The organism is Corynebacterium sp. ACRPH (assembly GCF_022347285.1).
In the GTDB taxonomy this organism is placed as follows: Bacteria; Actinomycetota; Actinomycetes; order Mycobacteriales; family Mycobacteriaceae; genus Corynebacterium.
Genome location: NZ_JAKRND010000014.1, coordinates 13,527 through 31,036, shown reverse-complemented (window position 1 = coordinate 31,036; position 17,510 = coordinate 13,527). Strand labels below are relative to the sequence as shown.

Sequence of the window (17,510 nt, the reverse complement as noted above, 5' to 3'; positions counted from 1 at the left end):
CCCCCCTAACGCACTGCTTCGTAAAAGGCGATGGCCGCCGCCGTGGCCACGTTCAGCGAGTCAGTACCACGGGCCATTGGGATACTGGCGCGAACATCCGCAGCACGCATGGCGTGCTCCGTCAATCCGGGCCCCTCCGCGCCAACCATCACCGCTACCTTCTTCCTCCGCTCGCGGGCGGTCTCAGTGGCTTCGCGAAGCGTGATGTCCCCCGCTGGAGTGAGCGCCACTACCTCGTAGCCGCGCCTCTGTAGCAACTCCAGATCCCGCTGCCAGGTGGTCGTCGTGCCGGGGAACTTCGCCCACGGCAGGCGTAACACGTGCCCCATGGAGACGCGCACGCTGCGCCGATACAGCGGATCGGCGGTGGCCGCACCGAATAGCACAGCATCCACGTTGAGCCCCGCTGCGTTGCGGAAAATCGAGCCAATATTCTCGTGATCCCCCACTCCCTCCAACACGGCAATCACTCCACTGGCTTCAGGGGCTTCTTCCACGTGGTCCAGCACCGCCTCCACGGCGCTGGTTCCGGCGTCCCCTGTGGCAGTGCTCGTCGGCAGTCGATCCGCCGATGCGACCAGGCCCCTGTGCATATCGAAGCCCGCGACCTCCTTCAAGACCTCGCGGGAAACCTCAAACACGGAGAAGGTGGCGTCATCACCAGAAAGAGAGCGAGACAGCTCCTCCTCGATCGCCCGCAGCTTTCCCGGGAACCCCACGACCGCGCGGGTCGGATAACGGCTCGCCAGCAGACGCGGGACGACCAAGGTGTCCTCGGCGATGATCAGCTGCTCGCCGGACTTCTTGTCGGAAGCGTTGAGGTTCCGAAAGTCGTCCAGGCGCGGGTCGCGCGGGTCATCGATCCGGATGGGCGAAAGGTCTGCCATGGCTAGCCTCGCAGCAGATCCATCACCGGATCGGCGGCGAAGTAGACCACGAACATCCCAGCCACCAGGTACAGCAGCGGGTGAACCATCTTAGCACGGCCACCGACCAGCGCCATCACGACGTAAGTAATAAAGCCCACGCCGATGCCATTGGCGATCGAGTAGGTAAACGGCATGACCACGATGGTCAAGAAGGCGGGCAGAGCGATGTCGAAGCGCGTAAAGTCAATGTCCTTAATCTGCGCCATCATCATCGCACCCACGATCACCAAAACCGGGGCAGCGGCCTCGATCGGAACGACCTCGTACAACGGGGTGAAGAACATCGCCAGGATGAACAGCAGGCCGGTGACCACGTTGGCCAGACCCGTGCGGGCGCCGTCGGCGATGCCCGCCGCGGAGTCCACAAACACAGTGTTCGAAGAGCCAGAGACAGAACCACCGACAATCGCGCCGCCACCCTCGACAATCAGGGCCGTGCGCAGGTTCGGCAGGCGATCCTCCTCATCAACCAGCTGAGCCTGCTTGCCCAGCGCAGTCATGGTGCCCATAGCGTCGAAGAAGTTCGCCAGCACCAGGGTGAAGATCAGCATGCAGGCAGCCAGCACGCCCACACGGGTGAAAGCGCCGAACAGATCGACGGCGCCGACCAGGGACAGATCCGGCATGCCACCCAGAGAATCCGGGCTCTGCGGAACCGCCAGGCTCCAGCCTGCGGGGTTCGGTTCACCGTCAACGACGGACGGGCCGGTGTGGGTGATGGCCTCCACGATCATGGCAATGATGGTGTTGGCGACAATACCGATGAACAGGCCACCGCGAACCTTGCGGACCACCAGAGTGCCGCAGATCAGCAGGCCGAGGATGAATACGAACGTGGGCCAAGAAGCAATGGAGCCGTTAATACCCAGGCCAACCGGGACGGTCGTGCCCGCGGCATCCGGAATGCGGCGGACGAAGCCGGAGTCCACCAAACCGATCATTGCAATGAACAGGCCGATGCCCACGCCGATGGCTGCCTTCAGCGAGCCGGGGATCGAGTTGAACACTGCCTCGCGGAAGCCCGTGATGGCCAGTAGCACGATGAGGACACCGTCGATGACCACCAGCCCCATTGCTTCCGGCCAGGTCAGCCCCTCCGTGCCGACGAAAGTGACCGCCACCAGGGTGTTAATGCCCAGACCAGCGGCGATGCCGAAGGGATAGCGGGCGATGATACCGAAGGCGATAGTCATTACGCCTGCCGCCAGGGCAGTAACCGCGGCCACGCGGGCGGTGCCCAGCTCGTCGCCGTTGATGTCCGCGCTGGTGCCCAAGATCAGCGGGTTCAGGATGATGATGTAGGCCATCGCGAAGAACGTGACCACACCACCGCGGACCTCTGTGCCCACCGTCGAGTGGCGCTCCGAGATGTGGAAAAAGCGATCTAGGAAGCCACGGTCCTGCGGTTCCCCAGATTCTGTCTTGGCGGCCTTGGCGGCCTGTGCATCTGCCATGCGGAATTCTCCCCTACCTGTTCGGTCTGAGCGCGGAAGCTACCCTTCAGCAGAACCGTAGGCAGCCACCACAATTTGAAACGTCAAGTTATAAGTAACCACCCCGCAGGGCATTAATGCAACTATTAGGTACCCGTTCGGGCACCCCAAGAGCGCGGGAGTTAGCCAGGGCTAGCCGGACTGGCTGGACTGACTAGGGGGCTGACGCCCCATTTATTCGAAGCGCGAGAAGCCTTCGTCGACGTACACACCGTAATTATTGGTGCCCTCCCCGAGCTCCTCGCCGATGGATTCCTCCACCGTCGCCGAGTGCGCGCCGCAGCCATAGTCCCGCTGTACCACGCGCCCGTCGGCGGAGTACTCGTTCGCGCACACGCCCACGCCGTTTTCCACGTTGTCGATGGGCAAGTAGAACGCGCAGGTTTCGCACTGCAGGTCTGCCTTCTTCGCGAACTCGGAGCGCGGCCCGTAGTCCCCCTCGCGCCAGCGCTTGCGGGCTTGGCGTAGCCCCTCGTGTGAAAGTGTGTTGCCCGCCTGTGGGTTACGCAGGAAGCCATCGCCATCCTGCAGCTTGGCCCACGCTGTCAGCCGCTCGTCATCCCGGCGCGGTGGGAGGGTATCGCCCGGCCCCAGGTCGCCCGGCTGCACGCGGTCCTCATAAGGCACCCATTCCGGGGCCAGCGAGGCATGCTTGCCGGCCTGCAGACTGACCTCGTTGATGGTGAGCACCCCACTGCCCGGCACCGTCACCAGCACCACGACCCACTCCCAGCCGCGGTAGCCGGGCACTCGGCTGGCGTAGCGGTAAATCCCCAACCCCTCGCCGTCCGTTGCGATGCCGAGGGCCTTCCCCACCTCGTCGCCGCCTACCTCTTCCACCGCGGCGCGGGCTGTTTCCTTAGCCTCCGCCGAAAAAAGAATCGGATCTGCCTTTTTCTTCTTACTCACCTGAACCATTATGCCTGCCGCCCACTCACTGTGATGCATGATGGTTGCATGTTCTCTTATCGACGCCACCCTCACGCATCCCTCCCCCAGCCTCGCAAGGGGCGAGTTACTTCCCAGGTGCTCGCAGCTGTCGGAGCTGCGGCTATGGCATGTGTGTTATCGGCGTGCGGTGCGGACGACGGGGCGTCAGCAATAAAACCAGGGACTACAGCTAAAGAGTACGACGATGCGCCGATGCTCGAGGTCACGGTCGACGAGGTACATCCGTGGGACGAGGGTGCGTTTACCCAGGGGGTAGAGACGGCCGACGACGGGCGACTGCTGGTCGGCACGGGACTGTACGGCGAATCGCAGATCTACTACACGGATCTGGAAGGCGAAAAGACGGACGAACAGAGCCTCAGCGAAGACCTGTTCGGCGAGGGCGTGGCGATTCACGGCGATACGGCGTGGCAACTGACGTGGAAGGAACACACCGCGATCAAGCGCGATGCCCGCACACTCGAGGAAATTGACCGGGCAGACTACGAGACCGAGGGCTGGGGCCTGTGCTCTCAGCAGGATCGGCTGGTGATGAGTGACGGCACGGGAACCCTGACCTTCCGTGACCCCGAGACCTTCGCCAAGACCGGTTCAGTGGAGGTGGAGGGCACCGACCAACTCAACGAACTGGAGTGCACCGCCGACGGCAAGGTGTGGGCCAACGTGTGGCAGACCGACACAATCCTGGAGATCGACCCGGAGGACGGGAAGGTCACGCATGTCGTGGACACCGCCGGGCTGTTCCCCGCTGCACAGCGAGAGGGCGCGGACGTGCTGAATGGCATCGCGGTCGTGCCGGGCAGCTCTCCAAACGACCGACGCTTCTACCTGACCGGCAAGCTGTGGGACGAGATGTACGAGGTGCGCTTTAAAGAGCCGCAGGGCTAAAAGCACCTAACGAGGGCTCGGAGGATAGCTAGGGGTTAGGGCTTGTCCGGCCAGTGAATTAGGATCGGGAGGCGTGAGCGAGCAAGAGAAAACCAGTCCGAAGCCTTCTGCTAAGCCCGCGCCGAAGCTTTCCAAGAAGCAGCAGCGCAAGCGCGCCCAGCGCAAGCAACTGATGACGATGGGGGCAATCGTCGCCCTCGTGGTGGTGGTCATCGGTGGCGTGCTGCTCTACAACCGCTGGCAGGACGGGAAGATCGAAACGCTGCCGCAGGATCAACGCATCATCGCTGTGGTCGATGGCAAGGAGCACGAGATCGCACCCTACTCCGTCTGCCAGTTGGACGATCCGGACTGCAAGCCCTCTGAGCCCTACAAGTTGCAGGTGGGGGACGCCGAAAAGGTAACGCTGAAGCCGCCGGAGGATGTGTACAACCACGACTGGTCGCTGCTGCAGATCTTCGACGAGCCGGGCGCTAACCAAGACAACTACTACAAGAGCTACGAGCGTGAGGAGGTCACGCTGGATCTGAAGGCTTCCCTGAAGGCCGATGATGGAAGCACCCCACAGCTCAAGGTCTTGGAACTGCATTCTATGCTGGTCGGCTTGGACGACAACGACGAGCAAACCCCCTACGCAACCATCTGGTCGATCGAGATCGCCCAGTAGCTCCCTCAAGTTCGAGGGGGTTGCGAGGGGGTTGTTTTAGTGGAGTCCGGGATTCGGCTATCGAGGTCTAGCTATCGAGCTCGCGCGCGATGGTACGAAGGATCTCTGCCACCTGGCGGGCCTCCTTGTGCTCCGGCCGACGCCCAGACTGCAGTACTGGCAACACGCTGCTATCTAGCAGCGTGATCGTATCCTGCACCATCTGGTGAAGCTGCTCTGGGTTGTACTTGTGCTGTGCACGGCGGGGGCCGTTGTCCAACACCGTCATAGTGTGTACCTGCGGGCCACGACGACCGGCGATGAACTCGTACTCGATACGCTGGCCCTTGACCAGTTCGGTGACGCCGTCGGGCAGCACCTGGGAACCGACGTAGACGTCCTCGTCCCCAGGGTTGCTGACGAAGCCGTAGCCGCGATCAGCGTCGTACCACTTCACTTTTCCGGTTGGCATGGGATCACCCTATTCTTTGAAGTCAATAGAATGCATTAGGTTAGCGAGAATGCCGAGGTAGGGCAAATCCCGTCAACAAATCACACAGGTCACAGACGTCACACTCTAAATGTGATCTTTGTCACATTACGAAACTATAACGAAATGGATTCATTCCGATAAAATCCAGGTCAATGAGCATTTCAAAAATTCGCCTTAACGCCACATAAGTGTCGGATCTTGCCAAAAACGTGACACAAACGTGACAAACCAGTAGCGTAGCCCATGACCTTAAGGCGAACGAGCAAACGGCTCGACGTCACAGAAGCAAGAAGTTCACTGATTTCAAGGGAACTTGAAGAGATAACGAAACAAAAGGCGCCATCAGCAAGACAGGGCGCCCGAAGGGAAACTCAGCAAATATGGCACGTCACGCAAAGACCAGCTCTTTCACCACCGCAGCCCGTCTGTCCGTCGCAGGCGTTGCAGTAGCAGCAACCTCTGCACTGCTGGCTCCGACCGCTTCCGCAGCTCCGGATTCCGACTGGGATCGCCTGGCACAGTGCGAGTCCGGCGGTAACTGGTCCATCAACACCGGCAACGGCTTCCACGGTGGCCTGCAGTTCAGCCCGTCCACTTGGGCTGGCTACGGCGGTAAGCAGTACGCCCCGTACGCATACCAGGCAACCCGCGAGCAGCAGATCGCCGTCGCAGAGCGCGTTCTGGCTGGCCAGGGTTGGGGCGCATGGCCGGCTTGCTCCGCCAAGTTGGGCCTGAACTCCAAGCCGACCCCGCGCAACGCTGCCGCAAAGCCGAAGGCAAAGCCGGCTGCTCCGGCTCCGGTTGTACAAAAGGCTGTTCGCGACCTGTCCCGCAACTCCAACGCTCTGGCTGTAGACAAGTTCTACGATGCACTGGTCAAGCGCATCGAGGAGCTCGGCTACTCCGTGCCGAAGGAAGTCACCGACTACTACAACGCCAACAAGCACTCCCTGAACCACACCTACAAGCAGTACTCCGCTCAGCTGCAGGCCGTGCTGCCTCACTAAGAGCAGATCTAGCTAAAGCCGGGTCAGCACGCCACTGCGTACTGACCCGGCTTTTTTGTAATCACACAGCTTAGGACCTAAAGCACCTACGAGGCACTCGACTAAGCTGCCCCATATATCCGATGGTCCCGAAGGTGGACTCAGGCAAACTCAGATGTCGTCGCAAGCGAAAGGTGGCGCGCATCCCCCAGTGGGGAGGCGCGCCACCTTCATTAGTTTGATAGTTCAGTTACTTGTTAATAACGGTGAACGAGTGCACGTACGGAAGCTCGGAAGCATCGACAGGAAACTCGATGTCACCGTAGGGGCTCAGAGCGCCCGCGGTATCAGCCACCAGCTCGGTAACAGCGTGACGGCCCTCTGGAATATCGGTCGGCCAGCCTGCGTCGACATAGCCCTTCTTCTCAACGTTAGCCATAGTTGTATCTTTGCACATCGGAAGGGAAAAGGACACACGAAGTGGCAATTTCTACCCACGCCCCCACCCGTTCTACCGGATTCCTCACGTTCCGAACCGCCGCACTATCGCTGCACAGTCCCCGCTCAACTGCTGCCACGGCAGAAAGTAGTAGAATTTCCAGCTAAAATAGAGCGATTATGCATGACAACTCCGCGAACTCTACCGCCGATGACAGCTCCCCTGCTTCTCTTCGCAGCGGGTTTCCCTCCTACGGAGAATGGCTGTTCGGGCAGTCGGATGGAGCACTCGCGGACCTGCTCACTCGCTTGCTGGAATCGAACCCCACAACATTCGTGGAGAACCTAACTGGAAGCAGTGCAGCGCTCGATAGCCTTTCCGCTGCTGTTTCCACCCCCGGCCGCAGCCGCCATTCGGAATTATTCGCGGATTCCCCCGACCCGGCACTACTCCACTTGAATTCCCTCGAGCTCGCCGTCTGCCATGCAGCGTGTGAACTCGATGCGGTGCACCATCCGCGCACAGTGGCGGAGCTCAACGTCATGCTAAACGAACTCTTTGACATCGCCGGCACGCCGACTTCGCAACGCCCGAGCGAGGTCGAGGTTCGCATTGCCGTGCAATCCCTCTGCCACTGGGGACTGGTTTTCGGGCCAGACTTCACGCTCCCCTCCACGCAGCTGCCTAGCGCACAAACCCCGCTGAAGATCCCACCCCACCTGCCGCGCATGTTTGAACCCTCCACGGAGCAGCTATGGCGGCTGGTCGATTCCACCCGCTGCCCCATCCCCACCTCCGAGCTTCCCCAGGTCGTGGAAGATCTTCCACCCCGTCAGCGCCGGTTGCTATCCACCTTGGCCAACGGGGGCGGCGTAGGGCACTCCGCCTCGTTGCACGAAGGTGCGGACCCCTCCAAACCCCTGCCCACCCTGGTGCGCCGGGGTATTTTGGACCAGCTCGACGATACAACTGCGCGCCTGACGGGCCGCGTGCAACAGCTCTTGCATGGCACGCTCATAGCCGATCCGGGTGGGTACTTCGCTGCCCCTCACCAAGCGATCGCTGCGCCCCAGGTCAGCGACACCCCGGGCGATACCGGCCCCGGTACCGGCTCTGGCTCTACCCGAAGCTCTCGCGCAGATGACGCCGGCGCAGCCCAGGCCATCCAGCTAATCCAAGACCTCGGCCACCTCATCGAGGATCTCGGCCGCAACCCGATTGTTCCCCTTTCCTCCGGCGGTATCGGCACCCGCGAGGTGAACAAGGTCGCCCGTCGCCGCGACGAGCCCGCCGAAACCACCCTCCATCTGCTGACATGGCTCGCCCACGCGAACCTCATCGGCCGCGGCCGAGCTACTCCCACCCCGGCCGGCCAGCCCGCGCGCGATTACTGGGCGCCCACGGAGCTCGCCCTCGACTTCCTGGAGGCCTCCCCCGCCACTGCCTGGGCGATCCTGCTAGTCGGCTGGGCCGGCAGCGCCTACGCTCCCTGGCTCGTCGACGAACCGGACGTCCGCCCTTTCGAGGCTGGTACGGCATCACACGCTGCGCGCGGCCTACGCCGAACCTTCCCGTCACTGTTCGCTGATCTTGGCACTTTTGGTAGTGACGCCCCCACGCCCCAATCAGCCGAACTCCAGCAAGAGCTCTGGCGCGTGCGCCCCGGCGAGGCCTGGCGCACCACGCACACCGCCTGGGATGCAGTGTGGGAGGAGGCTAAAGAGGTTGGTGTGTTGGCGTCATTAAGAAGAGACACCGTACCTACCCGGGCGATGGCCGCACTGCGCGACGTACTGGGCGGTAGCACACATCAGTCAGCAAACCCCGTGGTGGATCTGGCCGACGCGCTGGCGGAGATTCTTCCTGCCCCGGTGGAGCAGCTGATTGTGCAGGCAGACCACACGATCATGGCGCCGGGACTGCTGCGCCCGGCCGACCAGGCGATGCTGGCGAAGTTCAGCGATCAAGAATCCGGCGGCATGGCCAGCGTTTGGCGAATGTCCAAGGAGTCCGTGGAACGGGCGCTGCGGGCGGGGCTTGGCGCTGCGGAAATTGAGGAATTCCTGGAGGCCCGCGCGCTGGGCGGGACGGAAAACGTTCCGCAGGCCCTGCGCTACATGCTGCATGACGCGGAGCGGAGCCTGTCGCAGGCCACCGCTGGTGTGGCTCAGATGTACCTGAGCGTGACGGATCCCGCGGCACTGGATCGGATTCTGGCGCTGCCGGATATTGACGGGCTCCGGCTGCGCAGGATCGCACCGACAGTAGCCGTTTCCGCTGCTCAGCTTTCGTTTGTGACTGATCGTCTGGAGGCCATGGGCGTGCAATTGCGTTTGGAAGGTGGCCGGGCGCATGCCGATGCTCCTGTGCTCTCCCGGGTGGCTACGCCAACGCGGGAAGAGCTGCAGTCCGCCGACGCCGACGAGAGCGTCATCGCTGGCGCTATCGAAGGATTCCGACGCAGTCACGAGCACGCCGTTGACCTGATGAGCGGATCTATGAAAGACGTCGCGAGTGTGTCCGCAGACCCGGCGGAGAGTCAACGCGACAGAGCCCGCGTCGTCCACTCAGCCGAGGAAATGATGGCGGCTATCTCGCGGGCGTATTCCTCCGGAACGATTGTGCGAATCAGTTACGTCAATCACGAGGGCAAACAGACGAGCGACCAGGTGTCGATCGTGATGATTCGTCCCTCGACTATTGCGGTGGTTTCGGAAATCAGTGGTGAGAGCTTCACTGTGCAACCCCACCGGCTTAGCAGCGTCGAATACTAACCTCTAGGGCGGTTGCAAGAACGGGCTAACATAGTAGGTTGTCCCAAAAATGTAGCTGTGGCCTTGATCTTCGTGCCGCAGCCCGAACCCGCTGTGAGGAGCATCCAGCTAGTGAGCATCGGCACCGGCCCCTTGATCGTCCAATCCGACAAAACTGTGCTGCTGGAGATCGACCACGAGCAAGCTCAGGAGGCGCGTACTGCGCTGGCACCATTCGCAGAGCTCGAGCGTGCACCCGAGCACGTGCACACCTACCGCATTACCCCGCTGGCGCTGTGGAATGCCCGTGCCGCAGGCCACGACGCGGAACAAGTCATGGATGTGCTCGAAAACTATTCGCGGTTCCCGGTTCCCCAGCCACTGCTCATTGATATTGCAGACACAATGGATCGCTACGGGCGGCTGAAACTTATCAAGCACCCGGCGCACGGGCTGGTGTTGGAAACGACGGACAGGGCCGTACTAACGGAGATCCAGCGTCATAAAAAGATCAAGCCGATGTTGGGCACAGCGATCGACGAAGACTCCGTGACTGTGCACCCTTCCGAACGTGGCAGGCTCAAGCAGGAACTGTTGAAGGTCGGCTGGCCTGCGGAGGACCTGGCGGGCTATGTCGACGGCGAAGCACATCCCATCGAACTGTCGCAGGAACACGAACAGTGGCAGCTCCGGGATTATCAGGAGATGGCTGCGGAAAGCTTCTGGGAAGGTGGCTCCGGCGTGGTCGTCCTGCCGTGCGGCGCGGGCAAGACCATGGTCGGCGCAGCCTCCATGGCCAAGGCGAAAGCCACCACCTTGATCCTGGTGACTAACACCGTCGCGGGGCGGCAGTGGAAGGATGAGCTCGTGCGTCGTACCTCCCTCACCGAGGAGGAGATCGGCGAGTACTCCGGCGAAAAGAAAGAGATCCGTCCCGTTACCATTGCCACCTACCAGGTGGTGACACGCAAGTCGAAGGGCGAGTACCGGGCGCTGGAGCTTTTCGACTCCCGCGACTGGGGGCTCATTATCTACGACGAGGTACACCTGCTGCCCGCACCGGTGTTCCGAATGACTTCCGACCTGCAGTCTCGCCGCCGTCTGGGGCTCACCACCACCCCGGTGCGCGAGGACGGCCGCGAAGGCGACGTATTCAGCCTGATCGGGCCGAAGCGCTATGACGCCCCATGGAAGGACATCGAGGCCTTCCTGGATCGCATGTTCCCCGGCGGTCTCTCGTCCGTTCCCCAGTCCCTGCGGTATTTGATTGACGACGCCACCAGGGCATTCCAGCAGGGCTCCGCCACCGAACCCCACTCGGCTCGTGTCCCGTCTCGCGTGGATACTCCCCAGCGCAACATCATGGACATCACTGGGGACTCCACCGAGATCGCCTCGGAGATCGACGGCGCCGTGGAGGGTTTTCGCCGCGCCCACGACCAGGCCATCGCCGTGGACCCGGCGGACGGCACGAAGGCCTCGGACACCCGGACCTTCCGCTCGCCGCGGGAGATCATGTCCGAGCTGCGCCGCGCCTATACCGCGGGCACACAGGTGCGCCTGCACTACGTGGACTATGCGGGTGCCACCAGCCATGACTGGATCTCCATCGTGATGATGACCCCCTCCACCATCTCCGCGGTGCTCGAATCCACCGGGGAGAGCCTCACGATCCAACCCCACCGCATCGCTGCGGTGGACGTGCCGTGCTAGAGGTTATGACGCAAGTTTATTGAATTCCAGAGAATTTCTGAACATCCGGCGAGCGAAGGAAATGCCCGGCCATTTCCACAGCTGGCTGAGAAGAATCTCCTTCGATTACAAGGGACGCAATCGCCAATTCCCCTGTCGTTCCAGCGAACCAGCCATTGGAAAGCTTGCCATCAATTTCTGCTGTACCAGTCTTTCCGCCAAGTGCACTAAGATCACTCAACGACCTAGCTGAACCGTGGTCAATTGTTGATTTCATCATCGTCCGGAGGCTTTGAATAGTTGTATCGCTGACATGCTGGTCTGCCTGTTTATTCACTACTGTCTGTTCGCCTTGAATGAGCTGTGGAGGAACAAGCAAGCCGCCGTTAGCGACAGTCGATTGCATGAGCGCAATCCCAAATGGACTAGCTAGAACCTCGCCCTGTCCAATAGAAGCCTCCACACGAGGAGGTCCAGCCGGTGTCCGCGGCACCGAACCAGTAAGTGTGGTCATCCCTGGTACGTCGAAGTCGGAGCCAATTCCGAGTTCTAAAGCAGTCCGTTGCAGATCATCTTCTCCCAAACGATCCGAAATGACCGCTTGGGTTGTGTTACATGATTGGGCGAAAGCTTCTTCCAGTCGAACGCTACCTAGATCGAAGTCATGATCGTTGGGAATCTTGCGTCCAGCGACGGTGATATTGCTAGGACAAGGTAGTTCCTCATCCATGCTGACTGCCCCTGCCTCTAGTGCCGCCGCTGTGGTCACAGTTTTGAACGTCGATCCCGGTGGGAATAGCCCGGTGAGTGCGATTGGCCCTTGGTTATTTGCCTTGTCATTTTGTGCAACGGCAAGGACACCTCCTGTTCTAGGATTGAGCACGACTAGAACTGCGGCACGTTGCTCACTGTCCACTGCTTGTTTTGCTGCGCTTTGCAGTGTGTTATCCAGAGTGGTTGCGATTGGCTGAACTCGGCGAGGCGGCTCAGAGGCTACCGTCGTCATACCTTGTGAACTCTCAGCGCGTATCGACCATCCTGAATTAGCATCGAGCACTGACTCCCAATATTTGTTCAATTCAGCATCCAGCGGAGAGTTAAGAGTTTTGGACACGCTTAAGAGACGCCCCTGCTCCACAGTGGAAATTCCCTCAAAGGTCCTAAGTTGCTCTTGTATCTTCCGGAATTCTTCCTGCCTCAAAGTGAGGAGCACGGTGTCTTCATCCTGAGACTCTCCCAAGGTCTGCTCGATCCACTCCTTAGTCGTTGTGGGAGACACTGGTGCAAAAATCTGGGCCAATTCCTGCGCTCTAGAGGCTATGTCTTTGCGACCTCGTACCTGAATAACTTTCGTCCAGGTCATATATTCATTGCCCAAGCGATCTTTAATTGGAAGATCGTACTGTTTATCTTCAGCAAAAAAGAGTGCGGAATCATCGCTCAACTGAGCTTCGAAGATCGAAGGCAACCATTGAGGCTTACCATCCTGTCCACTAAGGACGAGCCGACCATTGCTCTCCAACTCCACACCATCTTTGGACCAAGTCACATGAGTATTCTGCTTTCCATTGGAAATATCAGATTTTTCGATGTTGACCTTCACACCATGAAGTGACTGCCGAAATTCATGAAGGGCGCGCTCCGGGTCTGGATGATCCAGATACCGTGCAGCCTTGCTGTCATCTCCCGCGTTGAAAGCTTTGAGAAATACGTCTGAGTCTGATTCCCACGGTAGAGCTGAACAGCTGCTCAACATCACTGCGGAGAGCGAACAGAGTGCAATCACCGACTGACGGAAACGATTGTGCTTAGTCATCATGGGAGTGACGTTAAGTGAGACGCATTGGATGCCACCAATATCACATAATGCAATTGTCTCATTTCATTCACATATAGGCGATGGTAGAAGTGTGTATTCAAGTGGCAGAAATTCTAACGAAGAGCGTCCACGAGCAGTCTAGCCACTTCGCCAATAGCACCATCGTGAGTACTCATTGCTTGTTCTGGCACCACCTGTTTCAGCATGATGGACACCACAATGGGCTCCTCGCCCTCAACCTGGATAATCGAAGCTTCACCATGGAGAAGTCCTACAGTGCCCGTTTTTCCATAGATATCAACGCCGCTTGGAGGAAAGCCTGAAGGAACACGGTGACGCCACACCTGCAACCCCAAGAGTTCACACATAGATCGACGTACCGCTGCACTATCGTCTTTCCAAACCTGTTCCAAGTCATTAGTTATTTCCGCCAACGAAGAGACTGCAGAAAACGCTATATCTGTACTTCTCCCCCCTTGGGATTGAACATATTGACGCAATTGTTTCTCCGCCGTCACTAAGCTATTCCGATCTTGCAAGTCATAATGAGGTGGAAACCGTTTAAGAAATGCTTCTCGAGCCCACGCAGGCAGTAGACGCAAAATCTCGTGGGCGGCCACGTTATCTGACACCGATGCGACTTGTTTCATTAAGTCTCGGAGACTCACGTTCACTGCGTCATCAAAGGCAGCGAACCCATACCCTTCGTAAGTTCCTTTGGACGGTGCAACGTCAACACGAAGACGAGGATCCAGATCACCTCGTTGAATCGCTTCCAAAGTGAGGTGGAGGAGCCGGATTTTATATAAGGATGCCACCGTAATTTTCTCGTCTTGTTTGCGTCCGATAGTCACCCCATCGTGCAGTCGCGATGCACACCACCATCCCTCACACCCCGACCGCGTCAACACGTTTTCCAGGGCCATCTCCATCCGTGCAGTCATTGGTTAATCCTTCGACAAATTCTTTCGGCGACCGCCATGGCCTCGGCGCCATTGTCCATCCCACCTCGGCGAACCACTACATCCACGGAAAAATCGAAACGGGAAGGAAGCTCAATAGCATTGTCAAACTGGTGAAAACCGCGAAATACCAAAGACATCCCCTCCCCTCTTCCAATCAATAAGCCCCTACCTAGAGCATCCTCTGAATCATTAATTTCGCAAGACACACCCGACCGAAATAGCTCTCTCGCCAAACCACTGGCTGCACTTGAATTGTCATTCAGGTTCTCCACCAGCAGATTCAATTGAGACAAGGTCTTATCCAACCTTGAATACCCCGGCGGCACCACTAGATCACGTGACAGAGAAAACTGCCTCGCACTGCGGTGAGTACCCAAGGGAACCGGAGCTTGAACAAGCCCCGCATGAATAGCGCCTTCTTCAACACGGGCAAGAATCTCAACAGAAGGCAGTGACGACAAAACTACTCCATCATGCTGCTGTGCCTTTGCTGCAATACGCGATCCTATCTCGCTTGGAAGCGCACTACTGATGGCCAAACGAAACCCGCTTTGCGCACCACTTCGGATACCGTCAATCATCGAATGCATAGTCTGAAGATCGCGATTAATCACCCGGGCATATGGAAGCAAGGTCAACCCTGCCTCGGTTAGTTTCACTTCCCCCGCCCCTCGGATAAATAGCGGTGTACCTACACCAGCTTCTAAGCGCTTAATGGCATTGGAGACAGGCGGCTGACTCACTCCCAGTCGCGCAGCCGCCGCTGTAAAACTACCGGTCTCCGCTAAAGCCACGAAATACTGCCATTGGCGCAGATTTCCCGTCTGAGCAATCATGGGTCTCAGCATAGTGGAGCACGAGTTCGCACCACTGCAGCGTAAAATGATGTCTTTGGCTTGAGCAACACCGTCGCGGTGGCGTCGATAAACAAAAAGGAAGTGACACACAGCGTGGGCATTGGAAACGGACCGCTCATTGTGCAGTCGGATAAGACCGTGCTGCTGGAAATCGACCACGAACAGGCGCAAGAGGCGCGCACCGCGCTGGCGCCGTTCGCGGAGTTGGAGCGCGCACCCGAGCACGTACACACCTACCGCATCACCCCGCTAGCGCTGTGGAACGCCCGTGCCGCCGGGCACGACGCGGAGCAGGTCATGGACGTGCTGGAAACTTACTCGCGGTTCCCCGTCCCGCAGCCACTGCTCATCGACATTGCCGACACGATGGATCGCTACGGGCGGCTGAAGCTCATCAAGCACCCGGCCCACGGCCTCGTGCTGGAGACGACGGACAGGGCTGTGCTGACGGAGATCCGGCGTCACAAAAAGATCAAGCCCATGTTGGGCGCAGAGATCGACGAAGACTCGATCGTTGTGCACCCTTCCGAGCGCGGCAGGCTCAAGCAGGAACTGTTGAAGGTCGGCTGGCCCGCAGAGGACCTGGCGGGATACGTCGACGGCGAGGCGCACCCCATCGAGCTTTCGCAGGAACACGAAGAATGGCAGCTGCGCGACTACCAGGAGATGGCGGCCGATAGCTTCTGGGAGGGCGGCTCGGGTGTGGTCGTCCTGCCGTGTGGTGCCGGCAAGACGATGGTCGGCGCGGCTTCGATGGCCAAGGCGAAGGCCACCACGCTGATCCTGGTGACGAACACCGTCGCGGGCAGGCAATGGAAGGACGAGCTAGTGCGCCGTACCTCCCTGACGGAGGAGGAGATCGGCGAATACTCCGGAGAGAAAAAGGAGATCCGCCCCGTGACCATCGCCACCTACCAGGTGGTCACCCGCAAGTCGAAGGGCGAATACCGGGCGCTGGAGCTGTTCGACTCCCGCGACTGGGGCTTGATCATCTACGACGAGGTGCACCTGCTGCCCGCCCCGGTGTTCCGCATGACCTCCGACCTGCAGTCCCGTCGCCGCCTGGGGCTCACCGCTACCTTGGTGCGCGAGGACGGTCGCGAAGGCGACGTATTCAGCCTGATCGGGCCGAAGCGCTATGACGCCCCATGGAAGGACATCGAATCGCAGGGCTGGATCGCCCCGGCGGACTGCACCGAGGTACGCGTGCAGCTGACCGAGGCCGAGCGGATGGTTTATGCCACCGCCGAGCAATCCGACAAATACCGACTGGCCGCCACCACCCCGACGAAGACGAAGGTGGTGCGCAAGATCATGGAGATGCACCCGGACGAGCCGACGCTGATCATCGGCGCGTACATCGACCAGCTAGAAGAGATCGCCGAGGAGCTAGACGTGCCCGTCATCGACGGCAAGACCGGCAACGCCAAGCGCGAGAAGCTCTACCAGCAGTTCCGCGATGGTGAGCTGAAGACGCTGGTGGTTTCCAAGGTGGCGAACTTCAGCATCGATCTGCCCGGCGCGTCCGTGGCCATCCAGATTTCCGGCACGTTCGGCTCGCGGCAGGAGGAGGCGCAACGCCTGGGCCGCATTCTGCGCCCGAAGCCGGACGGCGGCGGGGCGTTTTTCTACTCCATCGTCGCGCGTGACACACTAGACGCGGATTATGCCGCGCACCGCCAGCGCTTCCTGGCTGAGCAGGGCTACGGCTACCGCATCGTCGACTCTTTCGACCTTTAGAATTTTTAAGACCCCTCTGTTTTAAGGAGCCCCATGTCCGCCGCCCAGCAACCGATGCAGGTTGACTTCAACTTCGACGTCGACGAGGAATACGCCCGCAAGCACAACGAATTCCTGCGTGATGCGAAGCGTATGCAGGTTTCGGCGGGCGTGCTGGCCGCCGTCCTGGCAGTGATCGTGGCCGTGCTGCTGATCACCGCGGGTTCTCAGTGGTGGGCCCTCGCGATTAGCTTCGCGCTGGGCGTGTTCGCGCTGCTGTGCCTGATCCTGATTCCGGTGCTGCCGCGCAAGATGGGCTCGCCGCAGCAGTACTTCGACATGTACCAGCTGGCCCCGGCGATGATCGCGGAGGTCAACGCGCGCGACATGGTGCTGTTGATGCTTGTGGACGCCTCTACCGAGCCAGCGAAGACCGTTCCCGCCCTGGCATACCGCACCGTGACCTCTGTGCCGGGTGTTCCCCGTGAGGTCGGTGCGCGGGTGCCGTCCATGGCCGTAACCGGCTACCGGCCGACGCGCGGGCCGAAGGTGTACGAGGAGATCTCCCCCATGCCAGTTGCGTGGGGCACCGGGGATGCGAAGGTGTGGAAGCGCGCGGAGCGGGCGATCAGCACGAACCTGTGGAATCGCCTGGAGGGGCTGCTGGACCAGGTGGACAAGGCCAAGCAGGCCAACCGCAGCGTGTACGTCCTGGAAGAAGATGCCAAAGCTGGCGCCAAGTCTGCTGCCAAGGCTGATGCCAAGAAGGCTAAGCAGGACAACAGGGACAAGCGGGATAAAAAATAACGCAGGTCACCGTTGCGACAAGCGGGTGATTGATTTCACAATGGTTGTGTAGGTCACTAAACTGGCACGCACA

Annotated in this window: 15 protein-coding genes; 7 read left to right on the top strand and 8 right to left on the bottom strand. The window is 59.9% G+C overall.

Annotation, left to right across the window (positions count from 1 at the left end; all coding sequences use genetic code 11):
- Positions 1-5 precede the first annotated feature (5 nt).
- The 3 genes from MHX66_RS08130 to MHX66_RS08120 form a co-directional block, all read right to left on the bottom strand.
- Positions 6-887, bottom strand: coding sequence for an RNA methyltransferase (locus tag MHX66_RS08130; protein WP_239202079.1), 882 nt, complete (start codon positions 885-887; stop codon positions 6-8).
- Positions 888-889: 2 nt separating this feature from the next.
- Positions 890-2,383, bottom strand: a complete 1,494-nt coding sequence (locus MHX66_RS08125) for an NCS2 family permease (protein ID WP_239202077.1) — start codon at positions 2,381-2,383, stop codon at positions 890-892.
- A 213-nt stretch (positions 2,384-2,596) separates the two neighbouring features.
- Positions 2,597-3,340 carry a DUF3027 domain-containing protein gene (locus MHX66_RS08120; protein ID WP_239202075.1) on the bottom strand — a complete coding sequence of 248 codons (744 nt, stop codon included), beginning with the start codon at positions 3,338-3,340 and terminating at the stop codon, positions 2,597-2,599.
- Between the two features lie 135 nt (positions 3,341-3,475).
- On the opposite strand from MHX66_RS08120, the gene MHX66_RS08115 reads away from it, so the two are divergent.
- Together MHX66_RS08115 and MHX66_RS08110 are read left to right on the top strand one after the other, a co-directional pair.
- Entirely contained in the window at positions 3,476-4,261 is a 786-nt protein-coding gene (locus MHX66_RS08115) for a glutaminyl-peptide cyclotransferase (protein ID WP_239202073.1), read from the top strand.
- A gap of 73 nt (positions 4,262-4,334) precedes the next feature.
- The gene (locus MHX66_RS08110; protein WP_239202070.1) at positions 4,335-4,928 is read left to right on the top strand and encodes a DUF2771 domain-containing protein; all 594 of its coding nucleotides are present in this window, start codon (positions 4,335-4,337) and stop codon (positions 4,926-4,928) included.
- Positions 4,929-4,995: 67 nt separating this feature from the next.
- Here MHX66_RS08110 and MHX66_RS08105 read toward each other — a convergent pair whose 3' ends face one another.
- Positions 4,996-5,379, bottom strand: a complete 384-nt coding sequence (locus MHX66_RS08105; protein ID WP_005294442.1) for a cold-shock protein — start codon at positions 5,377-5,379, stop codon at positions 4,996-4,998.
- A 401-nt stretch (positions 5,380-5,780) separates the two neighbouring features.
- Here MHX66_RS08105 and MHX66_RS08100 point away from each other — a divergent pair, with 401 nt between their 5' ends.
- Entirely contained in the window at positions 5,781-6,407 is a 627-nt protein-coding gene (locus MHX66_RS08100; protein WP_005294445.1) for a resuscitation-promoting factor Rpf1 domain-containing protein, read from the top strand.
- Positions 6,408-6,636: 229 nt separating this feature from the next.
- On the opposite strand, the gene MHX66_RS08095 is transcribed toward MHX66_RS08100, so the two are convergent.
- On the bottom strand, positions 6,637-6,825 hold the full coding sequence (locus MHX66_RS08095; protein ID WP_005294448.1) for a hypothetical protein: 189 nt from the start codon (positions 6,823-6,825) through the stop codon (positions 6,637-6,639).
- 179 nt (positions 6,826-7,004) lie between these two features.
- Here MHX66_RS08095 and MHX66_RS08090 point away from each other — a divergent pair, with 179 nt between their 5' ends.
- Together MHX66_RS08090 and MHX66_RS08085 are read left to right on the top strand one after the other, a co-directional pair.
- Positions 7,005-9,599: a helicase-associated domain-containing protein gene (locus MHX66_RS08090; RefSeq protein WP_239202068.1), complete on the top strand. Its 2,595-nt coding sequence runs from the start codon at positions 7,005-7,007 to the stop codon at positions 9,597-9,599.
- A 111-nt stretch (positions 9,600-9,710) separates the two neighbouring features.
- Positions 9,711-11,291: a helicase-associated domain-containing protein gene (locus MHX66_RS08085; protein WP_239202066.1), complete on the top strand. Its 1,581-nt coding sequence runs from the start codon at positions 9,711-9,713 to the stop codon at positions 11,289-11,291.
- A gap of 16 nt (positions 11,292-11,307) precedes the next feature.
- Here the strand turns inward: MHX66_RS08085 and pbp2m are convergent, their stop codons facing one another.
- The 3 genes from pbp2m to MHX66_RS08070 form a co-directional block, all read right to left on the bottom strand.
- Positions 11,308-13,089 (bottom strand): penicillin-binding protein PBP2M, encoded by a 1,782-nt coding sequence (pbp2m, locus tag MHX66_RS08080; RefSeq protein WP_239202064.1) that lies wholly within the window; start codon positions 13,087-13,089, stop codon positions 11,308-11,310.
- Between the two features lie 113 nt (positions 13,090-13,202).
- Positions 13,203-14,033, bottom strand: a complete 831-nt coding sequence (locus tag MHX66_RS08075) for a serine hydrolase (protein ID WP_011273098.1) — start codon at positions 14,031-14,033, stop codon at positions 13,203-13,205.
- A complete protein-coding gene (locus MHX66_RS08070) occupies positions 14,030-14,890 on the bottom strand; it encodes a LysR family transcriptional regulator (RefSeq protein ID WP_012360809.1) in 861 nt (286 codons plus the stop codon). The genes MHX66_RS08075 and MHX66_RS08070 overlap by 4 nt, the downstream gene beginning before the upstream one ends.
- A 114-nt stretch (positions 14,891-15,004) precedes the next feature.
- Between MHX66_RS08070 and MHX66_RS08065 the strand changes: the two genes are divergently transcribed.
- Positions 15,005-16,651: a DNA repair helicase XPB gene (locus MHX66_RS08065; protein ID WP_239202062.1), complete on the top strand. Its 1,647-nt coding sequence runs from the start codon at positions 15,005-15,007 to the stop codon at positions 16,649-16,651.
- 33 nt (positions 16,652-16,684) lie between these two features.
- Positions 16,685-17,437 carry a DUF3239 domain-containing protein gene (locus MHX66_RS08060; RefSeq protein WP_239202060.1) on the top strand — a complete coding sequence of 251 codons (753 nt, stop codon included), beginning with the start codon at positions 16,685-16,687 and terminating at the stop codon, positions 17,435-17,437.
- Positions 17,438-17,510 lie beyond the last annotated feature (73 nt).